Raw genomic sequence first — 25686 nt, forward strand, 5'->3', positions numbered from 1 at the left:
GGCATTCCCTCAAAATTGTTTCAAGAGAATGCCAATTTTTGACTGATTGCAGTGCTATTGGACTCGTGGCGATTAATTAGCACTGTAGTACTAATAGAGTAGCATTCGCCTACTAAGCACCAACCCCCACAAAAGGATGTCTATTGGAAGGTAGCTTTCTGTAGAGTCAAGCAGGCGAAATTAGAGTTTTCCTTGGTAAAACCACTAAACCTCATTCCCCACAGCATGACACACAACATGATGAATTCGGCAAATTTAGGGCTGAGGTCAAGGAATAGATTGCGTTAGTCAACCACTTATGCAGAAGCGCCTTCAGCTGATGCAGGCAGACTGGGCAATTCTAGACAATATCCTGCACCATATACGGTTTTGATGTAGCGAGGATGGCGGGGATCGGGTTCGAGTTTAGTTCTTAAATGACGAATATGAACTCGAATCGTCTCAATGTCATCATCAGGATCGTAACCCCAAACTTCGCGCAGAATTTCGCTAGGAGAAACTGTCTGTCCGTGGCGTTGCAGTAAACAGTGGAGTAACTCAAATTCCAAATGGGTCAGTTTCACTGTCTCAGTGAACCATATCGCCTCAAACCTTTCAGGAACCAAGGTTAAGGGGCCGTAGTTGAGAATTTCGCTGTGCTTGGCGGCTTGGGGAATGCGGTCAGTACGGCGCAATAAAGCTCTTACCCGCGCCAGCATTTCTTCAACTTCAAATGGTTTGGTGAGATAGTCGTCTGCGCCGGCGTTGAAACCTTCTACTTTGTCTTGAGTCTGACTTAAGGCGGTCAGCATCAACACGGGAATTTCCGCAGTCCGTTCATCTCGACGGAGGCGTTGACAAACTGTAAATCCATCTACTCTGGGCAGCATGAGATCGAGCATAATCAAGTCTGGTTGTAGCTGGAGAGCTAAAGCTTGACCTTTGATACCGTCTTCAGCTTGACTGACATCATAGCCAGCCATTTCTAAATTGACGGCAACAAGCTCGGAAATTGCTGGGTCATCGTCTATGACTAGAATCCTCGGCATTATTAAAAAAATTATTGCTACTTTTTAAGGAAAAATAAGAATCTTTGGTGAATACAAAGATTTCTGTCTTGATTATAAAAAAGATTTTAAATCTAACATAAATATTAAAACTAATTCATGAAAAACAAAACTTAAGATACACGAAATTTGCAAAATGATGTGTTACCCGCCCTACAATCCAGCTAAATTTTTACAAAATGGTCTAGCAATGACTGTTTACACCGCTTTTTGGGGAAAACGTTACTGGGAAAGTACAGTTGCTCAACCAGAGCCGCCCTATCATAAAACAATATTGATGGGTGGACAAGGTGTGCCGATTTTTACTTGGGTAGCAATTCCCGACAATGCCCATAGTACAATCATTGCCACCTATGGAATTACGGGCGAGTTAGACCAAGAATGGTCTTTGCGGTTGTTAGGACGCAAAGCATACTCTCAAGGCTATGCTGTGGTGTTATTTGATTGGCGAGCGCACGGTAGAACGGCAGATTTGTCACCGACTTTAACATCTGACGGATTGTATGAGGGTGAAGATTTTGTGCGCTTGGCGGCGGCGGCGGCGGCGATGGGATGTCCCAGCAAATTTTGGTTTATGGGGTTTTCTTTGGGGGGACAATTAGCCCTGTGGGGAATTAAAGCAGCTGGGGAATTAACCCAGGGTAATGAAAATTTGGGTATCGAATATAGCGATATTGGTGGTGGCGCAGTAATTTGTCCGAGTTTGGATTCGTTGCGATCGCTCACCTACCTCACCAAAGACCGCTTTGGTAGACTCATAGAAGCTAGTATTGTGCGTGAATTAAAAAAACTCGCTTGGCGAATTCATGATGCTCATCCTGGAACTATTGACCCTCAAGCCATAGAAAGAACAAACACCATTTGGGATTTTGACCACGAACTAGTAATTGAAAGGCTGGGCTTTCCCAGTGTAGAGGCATACTACAAAGCCAGCAGCGCCCTCCAATTGTTACCAGAACTCCAGAAACCAACTTTAATCATCTACGCTGCGGATGATCCTTTATTTCATCCAGATATCGTCCCTGAATTAGCAGCCGCCTGTGGCCAAAATTCCGCCCTAGATTTGCTACTCACCCGTTATGGGGGTCATGTCGGCTATTTAAGTAGCAAAGAGTGTCAGTTCCAAGCGCAAGACCCTGATCCTTGGTGGGCTTGGAATCGAATTTTGCAATGGCTGGAAAATCAACGGTCATCCTAAATTGTGGTTTCTGACTCCTCATTCATGATTTCCAAAACAGATAAGTAAATTTAACTAAGTAATAGTTAAACTCTTCATCATCTCGTCTTAATCTCAGCCAAATAACTTTTCTCCTGATTGCTCTGCTATCAGGAAAAAGAAATTAAATATAATGGCATTTTCAAGACGTAAGTTTTTAACTTTAGCTGGTGCAAGCGCCGCAGGTGCTACTGTGCTTTCTCCTTTAGAAGCGTTTTATGCTAAGGCTGCTATGGGGCAAATGGTCAGGGGAATCGGCTATGGCCCGTTAGAACCGAGATTACCCCTGAACTCATCAGATTTGGCCAATACAGTTGCGGGTGATTTAAGAGGAGAGACGATCCTTGCACTTCCCCCAGGATTCAACTATCGTGTTCTATCAGTTACTGGTCAGACAATGAGCGATCGCTCCATAGTACCTGCTGGTCATGATGGTATGGCTGCATTTCCTGGGCCTCGCAACACCACAATTCTGGTGCGGAACCATGAATTAGGTACTTCTTCCCCAAATCCGGTTGTTGGTGGAACCAGATATTCCACAGGCGCACAAGGTGGAACCACTACATTAATAGTTGGCCCTAACCGTGAACTGATCAAAGATTTTGCTTCTCTGGCTGGAACTATTCGTAACTGTGCTGGTGGCCCCACACCTTGGCGTAGTTGGATTAGTTGTGAAGAAACCTTCTCTACCAGTACTAACATCACCAGTTCCGGTGCGGTAGAAGTCAGAAACCACGGTTACAACTTTGAAGTTGTAGCTGACGAAAATAGCGGTTTGGTCAATCCTGTTCCCTTAATCGAAATGGGACGCTTTAGCCATGAAGCTATAGCTGTAGACCCCAGAACTGGTGATGTTTACGAAACAGAAGACCAAGGTGATAGCTGCTTTTATCGGTTTGTACCGAATGTCAGACCCAGAAGACCTGGTGACTTAGCTAAAGGTGGTACTCTTTACGCTTTGAAAATCAAAAACCAACCAGGTGTGAATAACTTTGCGGTGAATACCAGCAATAATCCGAATTTGGGTGGTCAAATAGGTCGCATTCCCGTTGGTCAAGCCTTTCCAGTGGAATGGGTGAAGGTGGATAATCCTAACCCCAGTTCAGAAAGTAATCGTCGTGGAGTCCGCTTTCAAGCACAAGACAAGGGAGCAGCTATTTTCTTCCGGGGTGAAGGTGCTTGGTATGCTAAGGGATTAATTTACTTTACTGCTACTCAAGGCGGCCCTCCCGCTTTTGACTCCACCAGAGGTAACGGCCAAGTTTGGGTATATGACATTGCTCGACAAGAAATCACTCTCTTAGTTGAAGCAGCTCCTACTGGTGAACTTCTTGATGAGCCAGATAACATTACTGTTGCGCCTTTTGGAGACCTCTTCCTTTGCGAAGATGGTGGCGGAGAACAATATGTTGTCGGTGTGAGCCAAAAAGGTGAACTGTATCAATTTGCGAAAAATATTCTGTTTGCCAATAACCCTGATTCTGCAATTAGAGATCGCTTCGCCGATAATGAATTTGCTGGTGCTTGCTTTGATCCTGCGGGAAGAACTTTGTTTGTAAATATTCAAACTCCTGGTTTGACATTTGCAATTTGGGGTGATTGGACTCGTCGCTTTGGTAGTGGACGGTAGTAATAGGATCTCTATATCAAATAGACAAGGGAGATGGGGGAGACAAGGGAGAGAGCATATAAAACCCCTCAGATAGGATTGCTATAGAAAAACTAGTTTTTCTAATTAATTGGTAGAGTCTGTTTTGGCAGGCTCTATTTTTTGTTGTCGTAAATGATATGATTCTTTTGCTTAATTCACAAAACATTAAGTTAAATTTATTTATATTTACAACCAGTGATCGCTTCATCTAACTCATACCATTTCACGAAATTACTGATAGAAATCGCTTCCTCTGCAACTCTGCTTCTGGTCGCCGAGCGTTCGCGCAGCGTCTCCGTCAGGAGAAGTCGAGGCGCTACTTGCATATCCGTATCATTTTTAAAGTGAAATGGTATCACGCTGAGATATAGTTATTAACCGACCTTGATGAACTGCTCTTCAACTCATACCAATTCTCTATGAAGATGCAGTTAATTTTTTTACGAACCGCCAAGAACGCCAAGAGCGCCAAGGAAGACAAAAATAATTATTTCGTGCAAGCTTACAGAGAATTGGTATCACATTATTCAAACAATATTTTGATACACCAGAAATATTTACCTTTGCAATCATCGCCGCAAAAAGTAGCGTCTGGTGCTATGACTGTTAATTGGCACTAATATAGGTAGGCGGACAATCTAAATTTCTCTGGGCAATTATGCAGCGTTTGTCGCAATTTGTTAGGGTGAGTGCCAAACATCGACGGCTTTTGATTTTATCACTGGGATTATTAGCTTTGGTTGCGGCTCATGGCATGGCGCAGATTTACCGTATTCAGCCAGGGGTTTCTTTGTGGTTTCCGCCATCTGGGGTAGCGATCGCACTAAGTTTTTGGTTTGGTCTTGATGGTATTATCCTCACAGGTATTGCATCTTTTCTCATGGCTCCTGTTTGGGGATTGTATGGTTGGGAGCGATTTATTGGCGTTATCGATATTGTTGAACCCCTGGTTGCTTGGTTACTCTACCGTCGTTTTTGGCAGGGTTCTCTGACGTTTCATAACCTCAAAGATGCTGCTATTTTTACCTTAACTGTACCTTTGTTTGCCAGCAGTAGTTTAGCTGTGTTTGGTAGTTTAGGTTGGGTGGCTATAGGCAAAATGTCGGCTGCTCAACTCACTAACAGTATTACTCACTGGTGGTTAGGCAATGCGATCGGTATTATGTGTTTTACCCCTACAATCTTGTTAGTATTAACGCCTTATCTGCAATCTAAGGGTTGGTTATCTCATGATCCGCAATCAAATGCTATCTGCCCAACTTTTAGAATGCGAACTTGTCGCCCTTTATTATTAGAAGTTACTACTATTTTATTTTTGTGTATTAGTATTGCTTCGGTAACTGTATCAGAAGTTTCTACAAATACTAACACCGAGTTTAGATTTCAACAGTTATCTTTTTTGAGCTTTATTCCTGTAATGTGGGCGGCTACACGCTTTGGAGTTTCTACAGGGATGCTGGTTTCAACATTTTCTATTTTAATCACACTTTTCTCTTATTTGGTAATCTATCCTAACGCTATTTTATTGCCGAGTTTTCCTGTACAGCCAGAAGTTTTGCATGTGCATAAATTAAGTTTATTAGTGCAGTCAATTGTGACTTTATTGGTTGGGGTGGCAATTACCGAAAGAGCTAAAATACAAGTAGAACTAGCTATTGAAAAATTTAGAATTGGCGAATATCAAGAACGGGCTGAACTGTCGGATAAATTAATTAAATTAAATGATTCATTAAGAGAAACAAATATTTGTTTAGAAGATTCAAACCGAGAGAAAGATAAATTGTTAAAAGCCGAAAAAGATTTGCGAAATCGCTTGAGTAATATTTTAGAAAGCATGACAGATGCTTTTATTGCCGTTAATCAAGATTGGCAAATAACTTATGCTAACCAACAAGCAGCTAAAATCAAAGGTACAACCCCAGAAACCATGCTGGCACAAAATTATTGGCAGCAATGGCCAGGAATGCAAGGTACAGAATTTGAGCAAAAATATTTGCGGGCGATCGCACAATTAATTCCTGTACATTTTGAAGCATTATATCCGCCGCAAAATATGTGGCTAGAAATTCATGCTTATCCTTTTGAAGACGGCTTAGGGATATTTTTTCGGGATATTACTGCGCGGAAACAGGCAGAAGTTGAGCGAGAAAATCTCTTATATAGTGAACAATCGGCGCGGAGTGAAGCGGAAAAGGCGAATAAAATTAAGGATGAGTTTATTGCTGTACTTTCCCATGAATTAAGAACTCCCTTGAATCCGATTTTGGGTTGGGTAACACTGCTCAGAAGACGCAAATATGATGATGAGAAACTCACACATGGCTTAGAAACCATTGAGCGAAATGCTAAATTACAAATCCAACTCATTGAAGATTTATTAGATGTTTCACGGATTCAACAGAGAAAAATAATTTTAAATCTTCAGCCTATCAATTTAATTGATATTCTGCACGCATCTATCGATACTGTATATCTGGCTGTGGAAGCTAAAGGGATGCAAATTCAGAAAATGATTTGTGTGGATACAGCATGGGTAAAAGGAGATGCTGAACGCCTGCAACAAATAGTTTGTAATTTGCTTTCCAATGCGATTAAATTTACTCCCATGACTGGGGCTAAAGTGGAAATTATTTTAGAAAGAGTTGATACCTTTGCCCAAATTCAAATTCAAGATAATGGTAAAGGTATTAGTCCAGAGTTTCTGCCATTCGTATTTGATTATTTTCGGCAAGCTGATGGCACAATTACTCGTCAATTTGGTGGCTTAGGATTAGGATTGGCAATTGTGCGCCATCTCACAGAACTGCATGGGGGTACGGTAAAAGTAGAAAGTCCAGGGGAAGGAATGGGGGCAACATTCACGGTGAGATTGCCATTAATGCTGGATTTTATGCCAAAAAATAAACCTGTTTCAACAATAGATGAGGCAGTAAATTTAGCCGGTTTACATATTTTGGTAGTCGACGATGATTTAGATACAGGCAAGTTTTTGACTGTGATATTAGAACAATTTGGTGCTAAAGTCACAGCGATCGCATCTGGTAGCCAAGCCTTAGAATTTTTAGCCAATAACACGGCAGACTTACTGTTAAGTGATATCGGAATGCCGGGAATTGACGGTTATACCCTCATCCGTTTGATTCGCGCCTTACCACCAGAACAAGGCGGGAAAATACCGGCGATCGCTCTGACAGCTTATGCTGGAGAAATCAACCAAAAACAAGCACTAGCCGCAGGTTTTCACATCCATTTAGTTAAACCTGTCGAACAAAAACAATTAATAGGTGCGATCGGGCAAGTTTTGGTTAATTTATAGCAAAAAAACTCCTTACTGACGATTTAATCAGAGTTCCATCCCCCTTACACCCCTACACCCTAAATCAATGTTTTTGAAACCTACACCTGTCATCTACTCACCACTCCCTGAACAAAGTTAACCGTGTATGGTTCCTCCAAAGATTGCTGGGTGCTGGCTTTGACGGCGGCTAAATAGCGACGCAAGGCGGACAATTGCTGGGAGTTGGGACGATAGCTGAGATTACCTTGTTTTTCAAATAAAGGTGCAGTTGCGATCGCCTGATAATCTAAATTCTGAGATGAATGCTGGGTTAGCCATGCTGACTCCGGTGGTGTAGGAATCAACCCGGCTGGTAATTCTCCTTCTAAAAATGCCAATAATCTCTGCTGACAAATACTTGTATTAATTCCTCTGCCCTCAAACAACTGAAGCACTTCGTTAAATGATAAACTCCGCTCTGGTAGTAGGCGTAGCAATTCGGTAAACAGAAAATAGTCGGTGTATTGTTGTCTTGGTTCTTCTAAAATCTGGGAATGCAAGGGTAACATTGCCAAACCCAATGCAACTCGGCTGCAATTTGGTGCGCCATTCTCCCCTAAATATGAGTCCTGAATAATTTTGGCGTTGGGGAGTTTTTGTCGTAACCAATGATAAACAACTCCTAAAGATGCGACTCCACCAGTCAACACGGCTTGATTAATGTCTTCTGTGGGAATACCCCGCGCCACGAGTAATTTATTCAATTCCCGGTTCAGGCGGCGCACAAAGGGGACAAACACTTGACTTTCTAAGTCTCGCCGTTGCAATGTCCACTGTTGATCTGCCAATTCTAGGATGAAGTTTTCTTGATGTTGCAAAATTAACTTCAAAGCCAAGGCAGCTTCCAGGGCGGCTTGTCCTAAAACTGAACTTTCCAACCGTTGCTGTAACCGAATCCGCACACCAATATCAGGTTCTCCAGCCCTTGGTAAATCAAATTTATCTAACCCCAAACTTTGCCACTGCATTCTGTCAACATTGGCAAAGGCTGGTTGCCAATACCCAGAACTACTAGTATTTTTTTGACCATTGCTTTGGTTATTCTTCCGTGGTTCTCGGTATTTCGGTGGGATGAGTAGCTGACAAATAATATCCTGTTCTATCCCCTTGCTGGCGTAGGGAAAACTGTGCAGCATAAAATCTGTGTGCGCTAGTTGCAGCAGATTTCCGGGGATATCAACCAAAGCCATTTCGCTGGCGGTTGCGCCAATATTAATTACCAAAGTATTGCCGATTAACGGTTCTGTGGTTTCGACGGGACGTAAACCAGTGCGATCGCTCACTTGAATGAGTTGGCTGTCACTTTTATCAAATACACTAATTAAACTAGCGATCGCTTCTTCCACAAAAAAGACTTGCTGGGGATGTTGGATAATTTTGCTAGTTAATAAAGCTTCCCGCACATTAAATCTATATTGTTCTGACCAACTCGCGGGACAAGTACAAATCACCCCAGCGATTTTACTCATAATGGTGTGGAAAGTCGGCTGATTAATTCCCACCGCCATAGCAATTAGACCTTGTGTGGTACTCTGGCGATCGGATTTGAGGGTTAATAGTAATTTAGAAAGCGATCGTACCACCCAAATCAACGGCCCTGCGGAAAATTCATTGAATTGCAGCACAGGTTCCCATTTTTGCTGTTCACTTTTGTAAGGTACAGCTATTTGTAAATAAGGCTTTAACTGTGCAGAACACTGGCTACTCTTAACATTACTGTCACCTTGCGCCACGGAAGCATTCGGCAGATACACTTCCGCAGGTAAACGAAACGAATGTTGAAAAGCCGTCGCACCAGGAATATTCTCTGCTGACCAATATATTGGGTATACCACCGACTGAGTGCGATTTAACAACGCCGCCGAAATCCCAGTTGTGCCTAAATCAATACCTAAATACCAAACCGAATTATGCACATCGACCGGAATTTCTACCTGAGTTGGGGAACCGGAACCCGATTTCTCTTGCTTTTTTTTTTCGTTGGCGGGAGAGAAGTTTAAATCAACTTCGGTTTGTGGCGACGATATGGGTGCAACTGGCGCTACAGCCGGACGAGAAAAAGCCACATTTGGCGTATGGTCTAGGGTTTGTGCATTGGGTAAGGCGACATTTGGCGGTTCTTCTATATCTGCCAAAGTGTAGACATCTGTTAACTGATAGTTGAGTATCTCGTCAAAATTGGCTAAATCTTGATTTAATTGCCGTAACTGTTCTTCATTTAAAGAAATATCCGGTATGCTTCCCGACTGCATCACCTCTGGCGCAAGCAAATTCTCTTGGGGAGAAGCCGCAATATATCTATCGGAAGTATTCTCCAGCACTTCCGCCTCAGATGTCACTCCCACATCAGGAGTAGTTTCAGGTTCATCTAAAGTTGATGCAATTTCCGCCGGCGACAAACCCGGCCATAAATTCTCCGCACTACTAGCATCGGCAAACAGTTCAGTTAAAGAAGTAATTGTATCAGTATGTTCTGGCTGCACAGGAATATTTTCCCGCATCGCCGGCGAATAGCTGAGTGTTGTATGGGAAAACTCAGGTTCTTCAAAAAATAACTTTTGTTGAAAATCTGAAGATAAATCAATAAATGGCGGCGAATTAGTGGCTGTGTTTTGCGGTGGTAAATGATTTGCTTCTAACAAGCCTGCATCGGACTGAGTGAATATCGACTCTGGTAAGGCGACATTTTCCTCAAATAACGGTGCGGTTGTTGAGTTAACAGCATCTTCTGTGACAGTCGTAAACGATGTTTCTGGTTCTGCGGGCGGAATGTTGGCAGAAGTATCTGGTGTTGGTTCTGTAGAAGTCGGTAAAGTTACAGAACTAGCTTGAAATTGCTGAGTGGAAGTTCCAGTCGCTATTTCATATTGGGTTGTGGAATTTTCTGGTGATTGACTGACGTGAAATAAACTGGCGTAAAGTTGATCTACCTCATCATTCAACTCTAAAGTTGGTGGCGATAAATCACTAAACATTCCAGAGATTTCTGGTGGTGGTGTGGTGGCTTCTGGTGTGGGTAAAAGTGTCGGCGCAGTTAGTGGTGGTGGGGAATCATCCGCCAATGTTTCTAAATCTTCCAACCCCTCCAGTTCTAGGGGAACAGCCGCATCGTTCGCTGACGCAATGCTACCAGTCAATTCCAGTAGCATTGCATCCAAATCATTAGCCGCCACATCGTCTGTAAACTCTACTTCTGGCTGGGGTAATTCGAGTGATGGACTAGATGCTTCTGTATTAGTAATTACCACTGATTGAGCATTTTCTACACTAGCAGTTTCTATGGCAGTGGGAAATGGCGATCGCGCTGCTGCTGATGTTTCTTTAACTACTGTCGTTGCTGGTAGATTATTAATCTGTTGCTGCAATTGCTGAGTCCAATTATTCAGGAAACTCACTAGCAATTGTTCACTTTGCAAGCCTGTACTGTGCATTCTCGCCAGTGCTTGCGATAAAGACTCTTGGTAAGTAGTAATATTGCGCTGGAGTGCATCAAATACGACATTTACCGTACCATCCAGCGACAATAAACGTTGGTCTAATTTCGTGGCAAACTGATTTAACTGTTCTAACTGCGCCGATGAATCTAATGTAGGCGTACTTGCAGCCGGGGATAGTTCTATACTGTTGTACTGACTAGGACTAGCAGCACGAAAATCATGGGCTGGTGTTGAGTTAATATGTGGTGCGATCGTGGGGACAAGGCGACTCATCAACACCTGTAAAAATTCCCCAATAATTTGCTCTTGATTGGCTAACTGCTGACTTAAAGAATAATTTTGCAGTCGTTTCTGCTCTAATTGCCGAATTTCCTGCATCAAAGTCGAGCGTTCTTGCAACAGCGCCGTTAATTCTGCTTGTAGTGGTTGAATTAATGTCGCCAAGTCACTTTTTAGCTGGCTACTCAGTCCACTATTTTCTGCTGACTCAGATGGATATAACTCTCCAGATGACTGGTAATTAACTTGTTCAGCAAATCTCGTCAACAAAGGTGACTGTTGTAGCTGTCCCGTAGGCTGAGGTATATTACCATACAAAGCCTCCGTTGCTGGCAAATTCACCAGAAAATTACGAACCCTCTCTAAAACCTCTCTGGCTTCTGGCGCTTGACCAGACAGCAACTTCGGCAGTCGCTTACCATTGTTAGTGAGTAAGTTATCAATATCTGCGATCAGTTTTTGAATTTCATCAGCGCGGGAAGTCACTTTAGAATTACCTTAGCTAGAACTGGATTTTTAACTTGGGTGAGAAATTGACGCTTATCAAAGTTAATAACGGTAGCAACTGCTTTGAGAGTGCTGAGTACTGAGTGCTGAGTGCTGAGTAATTTTTACTCATCCAAAAAGCATTTCTAGCCCCTAGCCTCTAGCCCCTAACCCTAGCCTCATTTTCATCAGGCATCACGGTAATTAGCTGGAATGCTAATTGAAGTACCAGGATACAAAAATATTTACCAATTGTCAGCCAAATAAGTTGATTAAGTACTTTGTTTGACCTTTTACCATACAGGCGATGTTACAGCCTCTGGGACTTCACAATTAAAAACATAAAAAAATGCAACAAATCAGCCAGAAGTCCGAACCCAATTAGCAAATTGCCTCCACTTTACATCCACACGCGCCATTAATCTAGCTAAGGAGTCTAGGAATGGCAAGTTAACTAGAACACAAATAAACTTATTCCCCAAGAGAGTCTGTGAAAACTGGGTGTAGGGGTGAAAGGGGATGAGGGTGTTAGGGTTTTGGATAATACACCGTTCAGCTGACGCTCACGGTGAAGTCTTTAAACCCTGGTTACTGAGCGCAGCTCCGCCCTGAGCCTGTCGAAGTACACCCTTAAACCCTCAAACCCTTAAACCCTTATCCGCAAATTTGGCGTTAGCAAAAATTAACTAGTTTGAGTATCATGAATGTGGTTTGCCTATATTTTTAAGTAAATATTTTTGCAATGCAGCTAGAGTTTTCAAAATTGTCCCAGAGGCACTTAGACATTACTTGCAAAAGTTTTGCTTTATTTAAACTGCGTCAGTAAGACTGTTCTGAAAATGCTTTTATTGTGATTTTGTTTACCTAGCTGAACTCTGTATTTTAAAAAGTATTGGCATTTATAGCTTAGGCTGCAATTAACTTTTTTTTTCTTTTTGTGTGTAACACCTTTTAATGAAGATGCCGTAATGGGAGACAGATATAGCTTGCAAGAAGAACCTTTTCACCCGTGGATCAGAACGGCTCCCTTTTTTCAAGGGTTGCCCGAATCTGTTGTCGAACCAGCCCTTATCCATCTTGTGACGCGGACACACCCAGCAAATCAAGTGATTTTGTTGGAAAATGACTGGGGTGGTTCTGTATATTTTATCTTTGAAGGTTGGGTAAAAATTCGTACCTATAATTTGGAAGGTAAAGAAGTAACCCTCAATATTTTAGGTAAGGGCGAATTATTTGGTGAAATGGCGGCTTTAGATGAAGTACCTCGTTCGACCGATGTCATTACCCTCACCGCCACAGTCATTGGTAGTTTGCCTGCTCAAGATTTTGTCAAGTTACTCCAAATTGAACCCTTGGCAGGTGTAAGATTATCCAAGTTGATGGCTAGGCGTTTACGCCAAGTCAACCGTCGTTTGCGGCTGAGAGAATCTGACAGTCAATCGCGGGTGGCTGATACTTTGTTATTCTTAGCTGAAGGTCAGGGAAAACGAGCGCAAACAGGAACAGAAATTCCAAATCTGCCTCATCGAGAATTAAGTAGTTTAAGTGGGTTGGCAAGAGAAACAGTGACAAGAGTCTTAACTAGGTTAGAAAAGAAAGGGCTAATTCAACGGGATCAAGAAACTATTTGTATTCCTGATGTGTCAGCCCTGGAAAGATTGATTGTATAAAAAAATTTCAAAATGAGTATTGTAGATTCTCTGCCCGATGAGCCAGAGGAAAGCCTATCTTCTGCGTCTTTACCACCTACTCAAGAGGAGTTACCCCAAAACCAAAGTCAGTTACAACCTCCCCAACTCAAAGCCGCAGCACCTTTACGGATGGTAGAAACGGCATTTTTAGCCAGTACTGCCAGTTTAATTTGGTTTATTAATTTTTATTTTCCTTTGGGGCCAGTATTACGGATTTTCTTTCCTGTGCCGATCGCTCTAGTTTACCTACGTTGGGGACACAGAGCAGCATGGATGGCTGCTGTTACCTCTGGCTTGTTGTTATCGGTACTGATGGGGCCTGTTCGCAGTCTATTATTTGTGATGCCTTTTGCTCTTATGGGTGTACTCTTAGGCGCAACTTGGCATCGTCGAGTTCCTTGGATTGTATCGATTACTTTAGCTACGTTATTAGGTACTTTGGGCTTCTTTTTTCGGATGTGGTTGCTGTCTATCTTGTCCGGGGAAGATTTATGGATTTATTTAATTAATCAAGTTACAGAAATCTCTGAGTGGATATTTCTCAAACTCGGATTGTTAAACACTCCCAGCGTATTTTTGATTCAAGTCGGGGCTTTGGCTTTGGTGGTTATTAATAACTTTATTTATTTATTTGTTGTACATCTAGCGGCATGGCTACTACTAGATCGTTTAGGCAATCCTATTCCCCGTCCGCCACGCTGGGTACAAGTCATGATGGATTATGAAGGGTAGAGAAGGCAGTGGTTCGGCTTCGCTCACCAACCGGAGGCAGGAGGCAGGAGTTTTTTCACTATTAACTCTTGACTTTTGACACTTGACTCTTCAATTGATTAGGAATTACGCAATGAGACAAAAAATCAAGGGTTTGGGAAGGGTGAAGTGGTATAGGGATATAGGTGTGTATGTATCCAAAACCCTTACACCCCACACCCTTTCACCCTTTCACCCAGTTTCCACAGACAATCTTTGTGCGTAAGTCCTATTTATGATTCGTATTTATACTCAAATAGAACAAGGTAAAGCCTGGATTGCTAAATATGGTGGTTGTTTACCTGTGTTTGCCTGTGTTTTAGGTTTTACAGAAACTGCTTTAATTCCGGGAATTTCGGCGGCTGGACGCACACCAGCAGACCGCAAGTATACGGCTTGTGCAGATGCGGAATTTTTATATTATGGTGCTGAATATCAACCGCAGTATCCTTTACCACCACTGACGGCGGGCGCATCGCCTGTGTTAATTTCGCGTGCTGTGGTGGAAGGACTCAAAATACCTGTGCGTTTATTTAATGGGGGATTACCTTTGTTTCCGGCTGTACCAGCAATTGATTTGGGTGGTGCGCCTGCGAGGTGTTTAAGTACAGGTAAGGCGATGGAATTAGCCACAGTCAAACACTTGCTAGAACAAGGGCTGATTTGGGGCGATCGCTTGGCGGCTGAAGCTCCGCAAAGTTACGTCATTTTGAGTGAATGTGTGGTTGGCGGAACGACAACTGCTTTAGCTGTACTCACGGCTTTAGGTATAGATGCAACGGGTAAAGTTAACAGTAGTCACCCCATTTGTAACCATCAACAAAAATGGCAAGTTGTTCAATCTGGCTTACAACACATTCCTGATGATGCTAATCCGCTACAAATTGTCGCAGCCGTGGGTGATCCAATGCAAGTGGTGTTGGCAGGAATGGCGATCGCCGCTAGTCGTCGTTGTGGAGTTATCCTAGCAGGCGGGACACAAATGTTGGCAGTTTACGCTTTAACTACAGCAATTTCCCAAGCACATAACTTATTTTGGCAACCTGCACAAGTAATTGTCGGTACAACTCGCTGGGTAGCCGAAGACCCCACCGGCAAAACTGTGGATTTAGCCCTCAGCTTGGATAAAAGCCGCAAACACCCAGGTATAGTCCCGCCACTAATATCAACACAGCTAAGTTTTGCCAATTCTCGTTATCCACAACTCCAAGCTTATGAGCAGGGTTTTGTTAAAGAAGGCGTAGGCGCTGGAGCAGCCTGCATAGCAGCTTATCTCTACCAAAATTGGCAACAATCTCAACTTTTAGCAGCTATAGAAGACCAACTCCAACGACTGAATAAAGAGTGCTGAGTTAAAAGACCACCCACAATTCAGCTTACTTTTGCCTTGTTGTACTAGTCATTTCAAACAAATGTTGAGCGTTTTTGCCTAAAAAAGCCTGAAACAGTTTTGGCTTTCCCGGTTCTGACTCTACTATGTAACGCTGGGCAAGTTCATAATAAGCGTAAGTCCAAGGTATTTGGATTTCTGCTTGACTGTTGTCATCTAAGACTGTCACCATTTCTGAGACGGCGTGAGTTGCAGTTTGGCGCAAACCACAAGTTACATCACCTTCAATTTCGGCTTTCATCGGGACACCTAATTTCACCAAAGCGTCAGCAGTAGTATCTATATCAGGATATGCAGGGGTATTTTGGCGGTTAATATATCCTGTAAAGTGGTTAACGGCGTAACCATGCAACAATACCCAAGCGCCATATTGAGTGATTTTATTCACTTCCTCCACAACAGAACGTCGGGGAATTTGCCAAGGACGAGAAAAGATTTGTTTTAATTGTTTTTCATCTGAGAAACTTGGTGTCAAGGAAGAAAGTGTTGGATGAGGAATTTTTGAGACTGTTTGATAAATCAGTTGGGCAATATTTTCTGGTAATTCATCAACAATTAATTCACTAATAAAAAGTTTGGGTAAGTCAAATTCTGCTGCTTGGGGATGCTGATAGTGACGCGCATAAAGATGGGTGGCGGTAAATGTATATTCACCTGCAACTTCGTAACCCAATGCTGTGGCTATTTGTCCTAAGTGGTTGATACCTAAGTTAATCTTTCCTTGGGGAGTATCGACTAGCAACCGCAAAGACCGAAAAGCAATATGGTCGTTAGCGACGGTTCCCCCCGCGTTTGTAATCATATTTTGGTAGATTTGGGCATAATTGACTCTGGCTTTGTATTCTTGCCAAAGTGCTTCCCAGAGGTAAGATGCGAGTTCGGGGTTCATAATTTCTCACGCAGAGGGGTAGGGAGACAAGGGGGACACGGGGGACACGGGAGACAAGGGAGACACAGGGGACACGGGGGACACGGGAGCGATCTTTCTACCTTGTCTACCCCCTCTACCTTGTCTACTCAGCACTCAGCACTCAGCACTCAGCACTCAGCACTCTTAAGAATATCTGAGAGAATATCGAGGGCTGTTTGGATTTGGTGGCTGTCAATAATTAAGGGTGGACAAAAACGAATGGCGGCTTTACCACAACCAAGTAATAATAAACCGCGTAAAAAGGCTTCTTGGATGATGCGATCGCGTAGTTTACTATCATAGTTACCAGCTTCATCAACTAAATCCACTGCTACCATCAAACCTTTGCCTCTGGGTAAGGACATTTTGGAAAATCTTTGATGTAACTGGGTTAAGCCAGCTTGTAATAGTTCTCCCATTTGGGTAGCGTTGCTGATTAAGCCACTTTCTAACAGTCGCAATGTTGCTAAAGCCGCCGCACAAGCTACAGGGTTGCCGCCGAATGTGGTAGCGTGGGAACCAGGCGGCCATGTCATTAATTCTGGTCTAGCGAGAATTGCGCCGAGGGGTAAACCACTGGCAAGACCTTTAGCGGTGGTGATAATATCGGGCATTACACCCCAATGTTCAATAGCAAACAAGCGGCCTGTACGCCCCATCCCTGATTGCACTTCATCTACTACCATTAATATGCCGTAGCGATCGCAGATATCTCGGATTCTTTGCAAAAATCCATCTTCAGGGACAATATAACCGCCTTCGCCTTGAATTGGCTCAACAAAAATCGCTGCGACTTCCTGGGGCGGCAACATGGTATTAAATAACTGGGTTTCTAAATAATCTAAACTGGCGTGTGTGCCGTAAGGAATGTGAGTTACCCCCGGAACTAACGCCCCAAAGTTAGCCCGTTGCACTGTTTTAGAACCAGTCAGGGACATTGCGCCGTAGGTACGTCCATGAAATGCACCCAAAAAGGCAACGATGAGCGATCGCTTGGTGTAATATCGAGCTAGTTTAATTGCGCCTTCATTTGACTCCGCCCCAGAATTGGTAAAAAATACCTTTGCACCTTCTGGAAAGGGGGCGCGAAAAGCTAATTTTTCCGCCAATTCCACCATTGGTTCGTAATAAAAATCCGTCCCTGACATGTGCAGCAAACAAGCCGACTGTTCTTGAATAGCTTGCACAACTTCTGGGTGGGCGTGTCCGGTAGCAGTAACAGCAATACCAGCCGTCATATCTAAAAATACATTGCCGTCCACGTCTTCTACCATACAGCCTTGACCGCGAGCCACCACTAAGGGATAGTCGCGGGTATAAGATGGGGAAGTTACGGCGCGATCGCGTTCTACAATTGCTTTAGCACGAGTTCCTGGTAAAGCTGTCACCAAACGCGGCACAGTGGGTAAAGGTTGATTAATAGAGATACTTAACATTTTTTAGATTTTTTTTAGATTATTGATGATTAAACTGTCATGTAAGATTTTTGACAGTATCATTTGCTGCTATTTGTACAAATGTTACGTATTGACAGAGAAACGGTAATATGAGTTATTTTCTTCTGGATAAATAACGTAAATTTTTCATGAATCCTCCGCACAATTTAGCGCCAGAGTTTCATGGCTCTTCTCTTACTGAGTATCTATTATTAGCTGATGATGGGAAGTACTGAATTTTATGAGCTTGATTCTAGCAAGATGAACTTAGTTATAATGCCACTATTGTAATCACGGTTACTGGATTGTCAAATTAATATCGCCCAGATATTAAGCAAGTGTAATTATTATTGATTAATAGCAATTTTTTCGAGCCTATGAGTAACTTTTTGCGTCACACAATCAGCCTATCTTTGGGTATTGCTTCCTTATTAACTGCTACCTTTGCTCATAGCTATTTTCCTGCTCAGTTAAAAAACCTACAACTCCCATCATCAGAAAACAGTCAAGATAATTCTGACTCATCTCAACCACAAATTTCCTTGGCTGCAATGCAAACACTGAGTCTGAATGCGCCTGAAAAATACGCGGCTGGTGTATCTATAGGCTATCCTGTAATTGACGAGTGGAAGAATTATAAATTTAGTATTAATGGTAATCAAATTTTATCGACAACTAAATTACCAACCAGCAAAGTTAATTTTAACCAAACAGATTTATTAAGTACCCTGGTTAATACCCGACAATATTTCAAAGACCACGCCAAAGATGACCCAGATATTCAACGTAAGGGTGTATTAGGAACTCAAGGAGTCAGTGTCGAAGATGTCCTCAAGACATTAGATTTCATGATTGTTGTCTTAAAAGAAGACATTGCTAATAATCGCCCGACACGTCTCCAAGACCCGAATTTCATCAATCAAAATTTTCGGGTGATTAGGTGGAATGCTTATAACAAGCAAAATACTCGTCAAAAACAGCTACGCATCACTAAGTATGCAGTATTTACCCATACAGGTTCGCGGACTAAAACACCGAAATTTAATACAGCAATTTATAGTTTAAAAGATAACGCAATTACAGATAAATTCTATACACGCTACACCAAACAAGATGTTCTATCCGGAATTTATGAACCTGGTGGTAAAGAATTTGGCAAAGTTCAACCATTAGCTTATCTCACCCGTGACGGCTTAGAAGAAGCTTTGTTGCAAGGTACTATCTTGATTAAATTCACCGATGGTTCCCAAGCATTTTTTAATGTCGATAGAAATAATGGGATGTCTTACGTCCGGGGTTTAAAAGGAACAGCCCAAAAGCGTTATTGGTATTTTAAAAAAGTCGATGCCATTAAAGGTTATGGTCACAAAATAGATGCCAAAATTTCAATTAAACCAGGCGTGACTTTTGCTGGTGATGTCCTCAATGTCGGCTTAGGTAAAATAGTAGTCATAGAACATAACCAAGGTGGGCGTAAAAATCTGAGAATGGGAGTAATTGCTGATACAGGTGGAGCCTTTTTACCTAATCTTTACCAACTCGATTTTTTAGCAGGAATTTTTCAAAATCGCCAAGAATTTAACCAGTATATTCGGCAATTACCTGAGTATGTTACAGCCTATTTTTTAGTTAAAAAATGATGCAATTAATCGGTTGTTTTCGAGACGTTGTAAATAGTTGGACAAAATTAAATTCAACGGTGGAGATAGGTAACAGGGAACAGAAAAACGACACTGTGTAATTAATTCTGTCTAGTTAAGAGAATAGTAGGTTGGGTGTAACGATAGCGTCACCCAACAAAGTATGCGTGAATGTTGGTTTCCGTTCCTCCACCCAACCTACACCTAATTGCTGAATCAATTAACTATCTCAATTGTTTTTACTCTGGGAGAGAAATATACAACCCTGTATTCTATCAAAAAATATTTATGCACGAGTTCTAATTGATATCACTACTTGATTCAATCTTGATTGAGCCAACGTAAAATACTAGCCTTACTATCTACTAAATCTTTGTAAACAAGTGAGTCTGATGACATAGATTCAATTGCAGCACATAACTTACCCCGTAACGGCAAATCTTGTTTCAGCACAGTGCAATCTCTAAAATAAGTACGAATAGTAAATAATGCTGTTTGATACTGTGGTAGTCCCCAAATAACTTGTCGTTCAATTCGCAAATACAGCCTGGGATGCTGAGGATCAAAGTTTCTACCTTGCCACTGATTAACTAATACACTAGGTGGTGGTTCAGGATGATGATTTAGGCGCATATCGGTACTCAAACCCCAAGCAAAGCGCACCATTGGTTGACGGTTAATCATAGTATGCACGATCGCATCTGCACGGCGATTAATTTTTTCCATCCCCGCCACAGGTAAATGTATGGTGGCAAAATCTTGACCAATTTTTTCTTCTGCTGACCAATGGTTGGGGTAACACAAGTGAACTGCACTCAGCCAATTACCACCATCATGACCACAGCAAATAACTGTAAAATCTTCTTGTACTTGGGCGGCTAAAGCATCCAGGCTAGAAGCGTAAGCTGGAACCTGTGAACTACCTTCAACTTTTTGTAACTGCCAGTCTGCATCTAAATAAAGTATTTCTTGGGTGAGTTGGCTATAAAATTTCCAGGTATTGGCGGTTAATTGTTCGTAGCTAAAGTATTGGGGATGTTCTTGGGTGAGGCGGTCAATGATTAAACGAGCGATCGCACCTGCCACAGCCTTAGAATAATTATGAGTCTGGTAATATTTACTCAACCGTTCTCCACGGGCTAACAGTTTAGCCTGACGGTAATCAGTAAAATTCTTATCAATTTGAAATACTTGCTTATCAGCTTGACCATTACCAAAACAGGAACCAAGCAACATCATTCCTGGCTTGACTTCATAGCGTCCATTCATCAGGGGGAAGTAGCAAGCCGGACTATTTACAGCTACGACTTTCTGCATTTCCACAAGCAAGTTCTAGTAAAGTGCTGAGTGCTGAGTGCTGAGTGCTGAGTAGGAATCCAGTATTCTCAGATGTTTCAAGCATCAATATAGCGGCAGTCAGATATATTAGGATAACTTGAAAGCTTGAATGCCAGGAATCATAAGACTTTTCCTTCTGCCTTCTGCCCCCTGCTATATAGTCTTAACATCTGCTGAGATATAAATACTAACTAAAAAGCGTCTGGGAGTGTTGCCGTGTTTCCACCCCAGACGCTCTTTAATTTCAACTTGCTCCTCACACAACTAGAGAATAACACTACCGTTAAATAAGGGCAAGTGTTATGAGTGACACTTTTATAACTGCACTATCTGGATTGAGTTAGCACCCAAGATTTTTAGTTGTGTTTGGGTGTGGGGGTGTAAGGTTTTTAGATACATACACCCCTTCACCTTCTCCCCAACCCTTGATTTTTTGTTTTTATGCGTCAGTCCCAATTAATTAGGACTTACGCACCAAGATTGTCTGTGGGGATTGGGTGTAGGGGTGAAAGGGTATGGGGTGTAATGGTTTTGAATACTTACACCCTTACACCCTCATACCCCTGTACCCTGTTCTAAAACCTTATTTTTTCGTTTTTTTGCGTCAGTCCCAATTAATGTAAAAAGTGCCGTACTCCTGTCAAAACCATTACTAAACCCAGTTCATTAGCGGCTTTGATGGAATCTTGGTCGCGCAGACTACCTCCTGGTTGAACAATGGCAGTAATGCCTGCTGCGGCGGCGGCTCTGATAGTATCATCAAAGGGGAAAAATCCGTCACTGGCGAGAATTGCGCCTTTAGCTTTATCACCGGCTTGTTCGAGGGCGATTTTAGCAGAACCAACGCGGTTCATTTGCCCTGCACCAACACCAAGAGTAGTGCGATCGCTTGTGAGTACAATGGCATTAGATTTAACATGCTTGCAGACTTTCCATGCAAACAGCAATTCGCCTAACTGGTCGGCGGTGGGTTGCAGTTCCGTCACCACTTGCCATTTACTTGTGTCAGCCACAATATCATCGGCTGCTTGTACTAAGAAACCGCCAGCAATTTGTTTAACTAAAGTTTTCGGGCCACTACTCAAATCTGCTAATGTCAAAACCCGCACATTGGTTTTTTTGGAGAGAATTTTTTGTGCTTCTGCGTCACAGTCAGGCGCAACCACACATTCTAAAAATGTTTTAGTTAATTCGCTGGCTGTTGCTGCATCAATGGGACGGTTTAAAGCCACAATTCCCCCAAAGGCGGAAGTCGAATCAGCATTAAAAGCTTTTTGATAAGCTTCAACAATGGTATCGCCCAAAGCCGTACCGCAAGGATTGGTATGTTTAATAATGGTTGCGGCTGGTGTGTCGGTAAACTCAGCAATAATTCGCCGCGCTGCTTCTAAATCAACTAAGTTATTGTAGCTGAGTTCCTTACCTTGGAGTTTTTTGGCTGCTGCCCATCCTGTGGGTATAGTTCCAGTTTGATACCAAGCCGCACTTTGATGGGGGTTCTCGCCGTAACGCAGAGATTGTAATTCTGTACCACTGAGGGTGTGCTGTGGTGTACCTGCAAGATAAGATGCGATCGCCTGATCATAACTCGCTGTATGTAAAAATCCTTTTAAGGCTGCTTTTTGGCGAAATTCTAAGGAAGCTTCCCCGTTATTTTGCCGTAACTCTTGCAGATATTCATCATACTGCGCCGGATCACATAATACCGTCAAATGAGCAAAATTCTTAGATGAAGCCCGCAACATCGCCGGGCCACCAATATCAATTTGTTCCACAGCTTCCGCTAATGTCACCCCTGGTTTAGCAATAGTCTCCTCAAAGGGATAAAGATTTACCACCACCAAATCAATTGGGCGAATTTGGTTATTTTCTAAATCTGTAATATCTTGGGGTTCATCCCGCCTTGCCAAAATTCCGCCATGAATGCGCGGATGTAACGTCTTTACCCGTCCACCCAAAATTTCCGGCGAACCAGTGTAATCAGAAACCTTAGTTACTGGTATTCCCGCATCCTTGAGGGCTTTAGCTGTTCCCCCACTGCTGATAATATCAAATGCAAATTCTTCTACCAAACTACGGGCTAGGTCAATCAAACCAGTTTTGTTAGATACACTCAGCAGTGCTAGACGCGCCATGTCTCAATTCCTCAGATGCGAAAGACCCCAATTTTTGCATAACCCTTGGTTCACTTCAATAGTACTGGCGCAGTGATCCGAAAAATCAACGTTGAGGGAGTAAGGAAAGCAGTACGTTGCGGAGATTCCCTGCTTTATGGTACTCACTAGAGTAAGAAATGCTCTAACTTATTTTTTGACAGCATATAAATTAAATATCTTGAGTGTAGACGGAATTAAATTATTATGTTCAACAATAATCTGAAAATTTTGACTTTCTAGAAGAGTTTTAATTTGAGATATTCTGTCTTCTACGTCATGAACCTCCAGCACTATTTGTTTAATTTTAGTCCAATCATCTTGATTGATGCCTTGCAAAACCTCATATTCGTCACCTTCCACATCAATTTTTAATAAATCTATAGATTCAATGGCTAATGAATTGATTACAGAAGATAATGTTTTGATCTCACCTGTAACTTCTTGGCTTGTAAAAAGATATTCTACTATATCTTGATTCAAAGCCAGATTCATGAATTCTCTTTGCTCTAATTTTTCCCAAGGTCTAGTTGTCGAATTACTAGACATATTGGGATAAAAAGTAAAAGCTGTTTCTGAAATATTTTCTGAACCTAATCCATAATTTTGTAGAGATATATTTTCCAGAGAATGTAAATTGACATTTGCCCGTAAAACTTCAAATATTGGACGAATAGGTTCAAAGGCGAATATCTTTAATGATTTATGCAATTTACTCAAAAATATAGAAAATAATCCTATATTGGCACCAATATCAAAAATGCAGTCACCATCATTAATAGTAATTCCATGCTGTAAATATTGCTGTTGAATAAATATTTCTTGATATATATATTCTGTTTCCTCCTTACCAAGATAGTAAATTTCTAAATTATTTGGTAAATTTAATTTCTGCATAATTTCTGGAAACTATTTAGTAAATATAGGACTTACGCAAGAACCCTCTCTAATCTTCTTAACTTTGCGGTTCGTTTTTCATGATTTTGCGTAAGTCCGGAAATCTTTAATTTATCCTTCTTAACAAAGCTTTTTTGGTTCATCATCGTCTGGTTAATTATAATGCTGTTACACTTTATACCACATAACAGATATCTATAATTATATAAAAATGTAAAAATGCGTTTTAAGCACAGTACTTACTACAACTGATTAACTCAAGTGAACTTAAACACTTTGGGTATATTTAGTCATTCTCAGATTGCTATGAGCAAGAAACTTGAGTTATGGGTTAAGTTGATATGGATCAAAACCCTGGCATCCCTGTGTTTCTTGAAAAGTCATTAAACTACATAAATACTACCGAAAGAAGGTAGTCAGAATCAAGTTTCATCAGTCATTCTAGAAATAAACCTAGAAACAACACCAGAGGTAAAAGATTATGACTATCTCTTTGAATCACACTATAGTTCCTGCTCATGATAAACAAGCATCTGCCCAGTTCTTTGCTGATATTTTTGGTTTAAAAGTTGAACCTACTGGTCATTTTGCGGCGGTGCGAGTTAATGACACACTAACACTCGATTTTGATGACAGAAACTCTTTTGAATCTCATCATTATGCTTTTCACGTTAGTGATGAGGAATTTGACACTATCTTTGCTAGAGTCCAACAAGCTAATTTGGAGTATAGTAGTGACCCTATGCACCAACACAAAGGCGAAATTAATCATCGCCAAGGTGGACGCGGTTTTTATTTCTACGACCCAAATGGACATAACCTAGAACTATTGACTCGTGATTGAAGAAAGCCGGAGGAAAAATTAATAAAGAAGCATATATTTAGCCTGCACAAGCAGGCTTTATTTTTATAGTTATAGACTGGAAAGCTGAGGGGTTTATATGCAGATTTTTATAGAATTTGTATGACCTACTGAGCTTTTTTCCCTAAAGCGATCGCCATTGAACCAGCGACTACCAACACTGCACCAATCATACCTGTCATGGTGATATTTTCTGCGGGAATTAAACCAGGTGTGAATATTACTACTAACTCAACAGCAATTAAAGTCACTATTGGCGCTAAAGTCAAGACAGCACTAACGCGGGATGCTTCCCAATGTTCTAATGATTCGGCAAAGGCACCATAAGCAATTAAAGTATTTAAAGCACAAAAAATTAACATTCCCAACTGTAAATTATTTAATTTTAAAATAGTTTCTTGTTTTGCCAAAGGTGTAAATAATAAAGCCGCACCGCCATAAATCATCATCATGATATTGGGTGAAGATAATGATTGTAATAACTGCTTTTGTGCTAAGGCATAAATAGCCCAAACTGCTGCACCTACAATTACCAAACCACTACCAAAAATATATGTACTGTGTGCAGTAATTAAATTCGTGATTTGGTCGCGGAAAAATATTAGATAACCACAAATTAATACCCCAACTCCAAGCCATTGGCTGAGTGTATAACGTTCGTGAAAAATCACTAACCCACCAAAGCCTAATAACAAAGTCGCTAATTGAATTAATACTTCGGCGTTGGCTGGGGATGTCAGTGCCAAACCCTGCATAAAAAAGAAGTAATTAGCCCCTAACATAATTGTAGCGATCGCTAATAACTTCCAAGTCTGAGAACGCCATTGACGTAATTTTGGTAACTCGCCACGCATTCCCAAATATGCACTGAGTAGTATAAACGACACTAAAAACCGGAACCAAATCACCGTATAGACATCCAGTGCTTGCAGTGTCACCGCCAGGGCAATTGGTAAAATTCCCCAGAGAAAAACAGTAAGTAGAGATAATGCCAGCCCTAAACGCCAGCGACCAGAGTTTTGATGTAATGACATGCAGTTATGGTATCAAATCTTCACCTGTTCATGCAGATTAAGTGGTGACATACCAGCAGAAGTATTTTTATACATCAGTATAGTAAATCCTATTAATTTTCTGTAATATTTTTAGCTTGGAAAAGTTGGTAAA

The 25686-nt window shown here is 41.7% G+C and carries 18 protein-coding genes; 9 read left to right on the forward strand and 9 right to left on the reverse strand.

The window, feature by feature from the left end; translation table 11 throughout:
* Positions 1-296: 296 nt before the first annotated feature.
* On the reverse strand, positions 297-1028 hold the full coding sequence (gene rpaA / locus H6G28_RS16800; RefSeq protein WP_190592212.1) for a two component system response regulator RpaA: 732 nt from the start codon (positions 1026-1028) through the stop codon (positions 297-299).
* 154 nt (positions 1029-1182) lie between these two features.
* Here rpaA and H6G28_RS16805 point away from each other — a divergent pair, with 154 nt between their 5' ends.
* Together H6G28_RS16805 and H6G28_RS16810 are read left to right on the forward strand one after the other, a co-directional pair.
* The gene (locus tag H6G28_RS16805) at positions 1183-2244 is read left to right on the forward strand and encodes a YheT family hydrolase (RefSeq protein WP_190672439.1); all 1062 of its coding nucleotides are present in this window, start codon (positions 1183-1185) and stop codon (positions 2242-2244) included.
* Between the two features lie 151 nt (positions 2245-2395).
* Entirely contained in the window at positions 2396-3892 is a 1497-nt protein-coding gene (locus H6G28_RS16810; protein ID WP_190592210.1) for an alkaline phosphatase PhoX, read from the forward strand.
* Positions 3893-4089: 197 nt separating this feature from the next.
* On the opposite strand, the gene H6G28_RS16815 is transcribed toward H6G28_RS16810, so the two are convergent.
* A complete protein-coding gene (locus H6G28_RS16815) occupies positions 4090-4239 on the reverse strand; it encodes a hypothetical protein (protein ID WP_190672444.1) in 150 nt (49 codons plus the stop codon).
* Positions 4240-4338: 99 nt separating this feature from the next.
* Here H6G28_RS16815 and H6G28_RS36575 point away from each other — a divergent pair, with 99 nt between their 5' ends.
* Positions 4339-4533 (forward strand): hypothetical protein, encoded by a 195-nt coding sequence (locus H6G28_RS36575; RefSeq protein WP_191049368.1) that lies wholly within the window; start codon positions 4339-4341, stop codon positions 4531-4533.
* Positions 4534-4571: 38 nt separating this feature from the next.
* Positions 4572-7229, forward strand: a complete 2658-nt coding sequence (locus tag H6G28_RS16820; RefSeq protein ID WP_242054602.1) for an MASE1 domain-containing protein — start codon at positions 4572-4574, stop codon at positions 7227-7229.
* Positions 7230-7318: 89 nt separating this feature from the next.
* Here the strand turns inward: H6G28_RS16820 and H6G28_RS16825 are convergent, their stop codons facing one another.
* The gene (locus H6G28_RS16825) at positions 7319-11452 is read right to left on the reverse strand and encodes a hypothetical protein (RefSeq protein ID WP_190672448.1); all 4134 of its coding nucleotides are present in this window, start codon (positions 11450-11452) and stop codon (positions 7319-7321) included.
* A 968-nt stretch (positions 11453-12420) separates the two neighbouring features.
* Here H6G28_RS16825 and H6G28_RS16830 point away from each other — a divergent pair.
* The 3 genes from H6G28_RS16830 to cobT all read left to right on the forward strand — a co-directional run bounded on the left by H6G28_RS16830 (position 12421) and on the right by cobT (position 15244).
* The gene (locus H6G28_RS16830) at positions 12421-13122 is read left to right on the forward strand and encodes a Crp/Fnr family transcriptional regulator (RefSeq protein ID WP_190592207.1); all 702 of its coding nucleotides are present in this window, start codon (positions 12421-12423) and stop codon (positions 13120-13122) included.
* Between the two features lie 12 nt (positions 13123-13134).
* A complete protein-coding gene (locus H6G28_RS16835; protein ID WP_190592206.1) occupies positions 13135-13875 on the forward strand; it encodes a DUF2232 domain-containing protein in 741 nt (246 codons plus the stop codon).
* Between the two features lie 253 nt (positions 13876-14128).
* Positions 14129-15244, forward strand: coding sequence for a nicotinate mononucleotide-dependent phosphoribosyltransferase CobT (gene cobT / locus H6G28_RS16840; protein WP_190672451.1), 1116 nt, complete (start codon positions 14129-14131; stop codon positions 15242-15244).
* 25 nt (positions 15245-15269) lie between these two features.
* Here cobT and H6G28_RS16845 read toward each other — a convergent pair whose 3' ends face one another.
* Complete coding sequence (locus H6G28_RS16845) at positions 15270-16172, reverse strand: DUF1338 domain-containing protein (RefSeq protein ID WP_190592204.1); 903 nt, start codon at positions 16170-16172, stop codon at positions 15270-15272.
* Between the two features lie 149 nt (positions 16173-16321).
* Positions 16322-17629, reverse strand: coding sequence for an acetyl ornithine aminotransferase family protein (locus H6G28_RS16850; protein WP_190672453.1), 1308 nt, complete (start codon positions 17627-17629; stop codon positions 16322-16324).
* Positions 17630-18006: 377 nt separating this feature from the next.
* On the opposite strand from H6G28_RS16850, the gene H6G28_RS16855 reads away from it, so the two are divergent.
* A complete protein-coding gene (locus H6G28_RS16855; protein WP_190672457.1) occupies positions 18007-19269 on the forward strand; it encodes a hypothetical protein in 1263 nt (420 codons plus the stop codon).
* A gap of 321 nt (positions 19270-19590) precedes the next feature.
* Here H6G28_RS16855 and H6G28_RS16860 read toward each other — a convergent pair whose 3' ends face one another.
* From H6G28_RS16860 to H6G28_RS16870, 3 genes are all read right to left on the reverse strand, one after another.
* Positions 19591-20586 carry a heme-dependent oxidative N-demethylase family protein gene (locus H6G28_RS16860; protein WP_190672459.1) on the reverse strand — a complete coding sequence of 332 codons (996 nt, stop codon included), beginning with the start codon at positions 20584-20586 and terminating at the stop codon, positions 19591-19593.
* Between the two features lie 635 nt (positions 20587-21221).
* Complete coding sequence (gene purH, locus H6G28_RS16865) at positions 21222-22742, reverse strand: bifunctional phosphoribosylaminoimidazolecarboxamide formyltransferase/IMP cyclohydrolase (protein ID WP_190672461.1); 1521 nt, start codon at positions 22740-22742, stop codon at positions 21222-21224.
* Between the two features lie 168 nt (positions 22743-22910).
* Positions 22911-23657 (reverse strand): FkbM family methyltransferase, encoded by a 747-nt coding sequence (locus H6G28_RS16870; protein WP_190672464.1) that lies wholly within the window; start codon positions 23655-23657, stop codon positions 22911-22913.
* Between the two features lie 481 nt (positions 23658-24138).
* Here H6G28_RS16870 and H6G28_RS16875 point away from each other — a divergent pair, with 481 nt between their 5' ends.
* The gene (locus tag H6G28_RS16875; protein WP_190672467.1) at positions 24139-24501 is read left to right on the forward strand and encodes a VOC family protein; all 363 of its coding nucleotides are present in this window, start codon (positions 24139-24141) and stop codon (positions 24499-24501) included.
* A gap of 125 nt (positions 24502-24626) precedes the next feature.
* Here H6G28_RS16875 and H6G28_RS16880 read toward each other — a convergent pair whose 3' ends face one another.
* The gene (locus tag H6G28_RS16880; RefSeq protein ID WP_190591508.1) at positions 24627-25553 is read right to left on the reverse strand and encodes a DMT family transporter; all 927 of its coding nucleotides are present in this window, start codon (positions 25551-25553) and stop codon (positions 24627-24629) included.
* Positions 25554-25686: the final 133 nt, after the last annotated feature.

The sequence above is a fragment of the Nostoc sp. FACHB-190 genome, from assembly GCF_014696905.1.
Lineage (GTDB): Bacteria > Cyanobacteriota > Cyanobacteriia > Cyanobacteriales > Nostocaceae > Nostoc_B.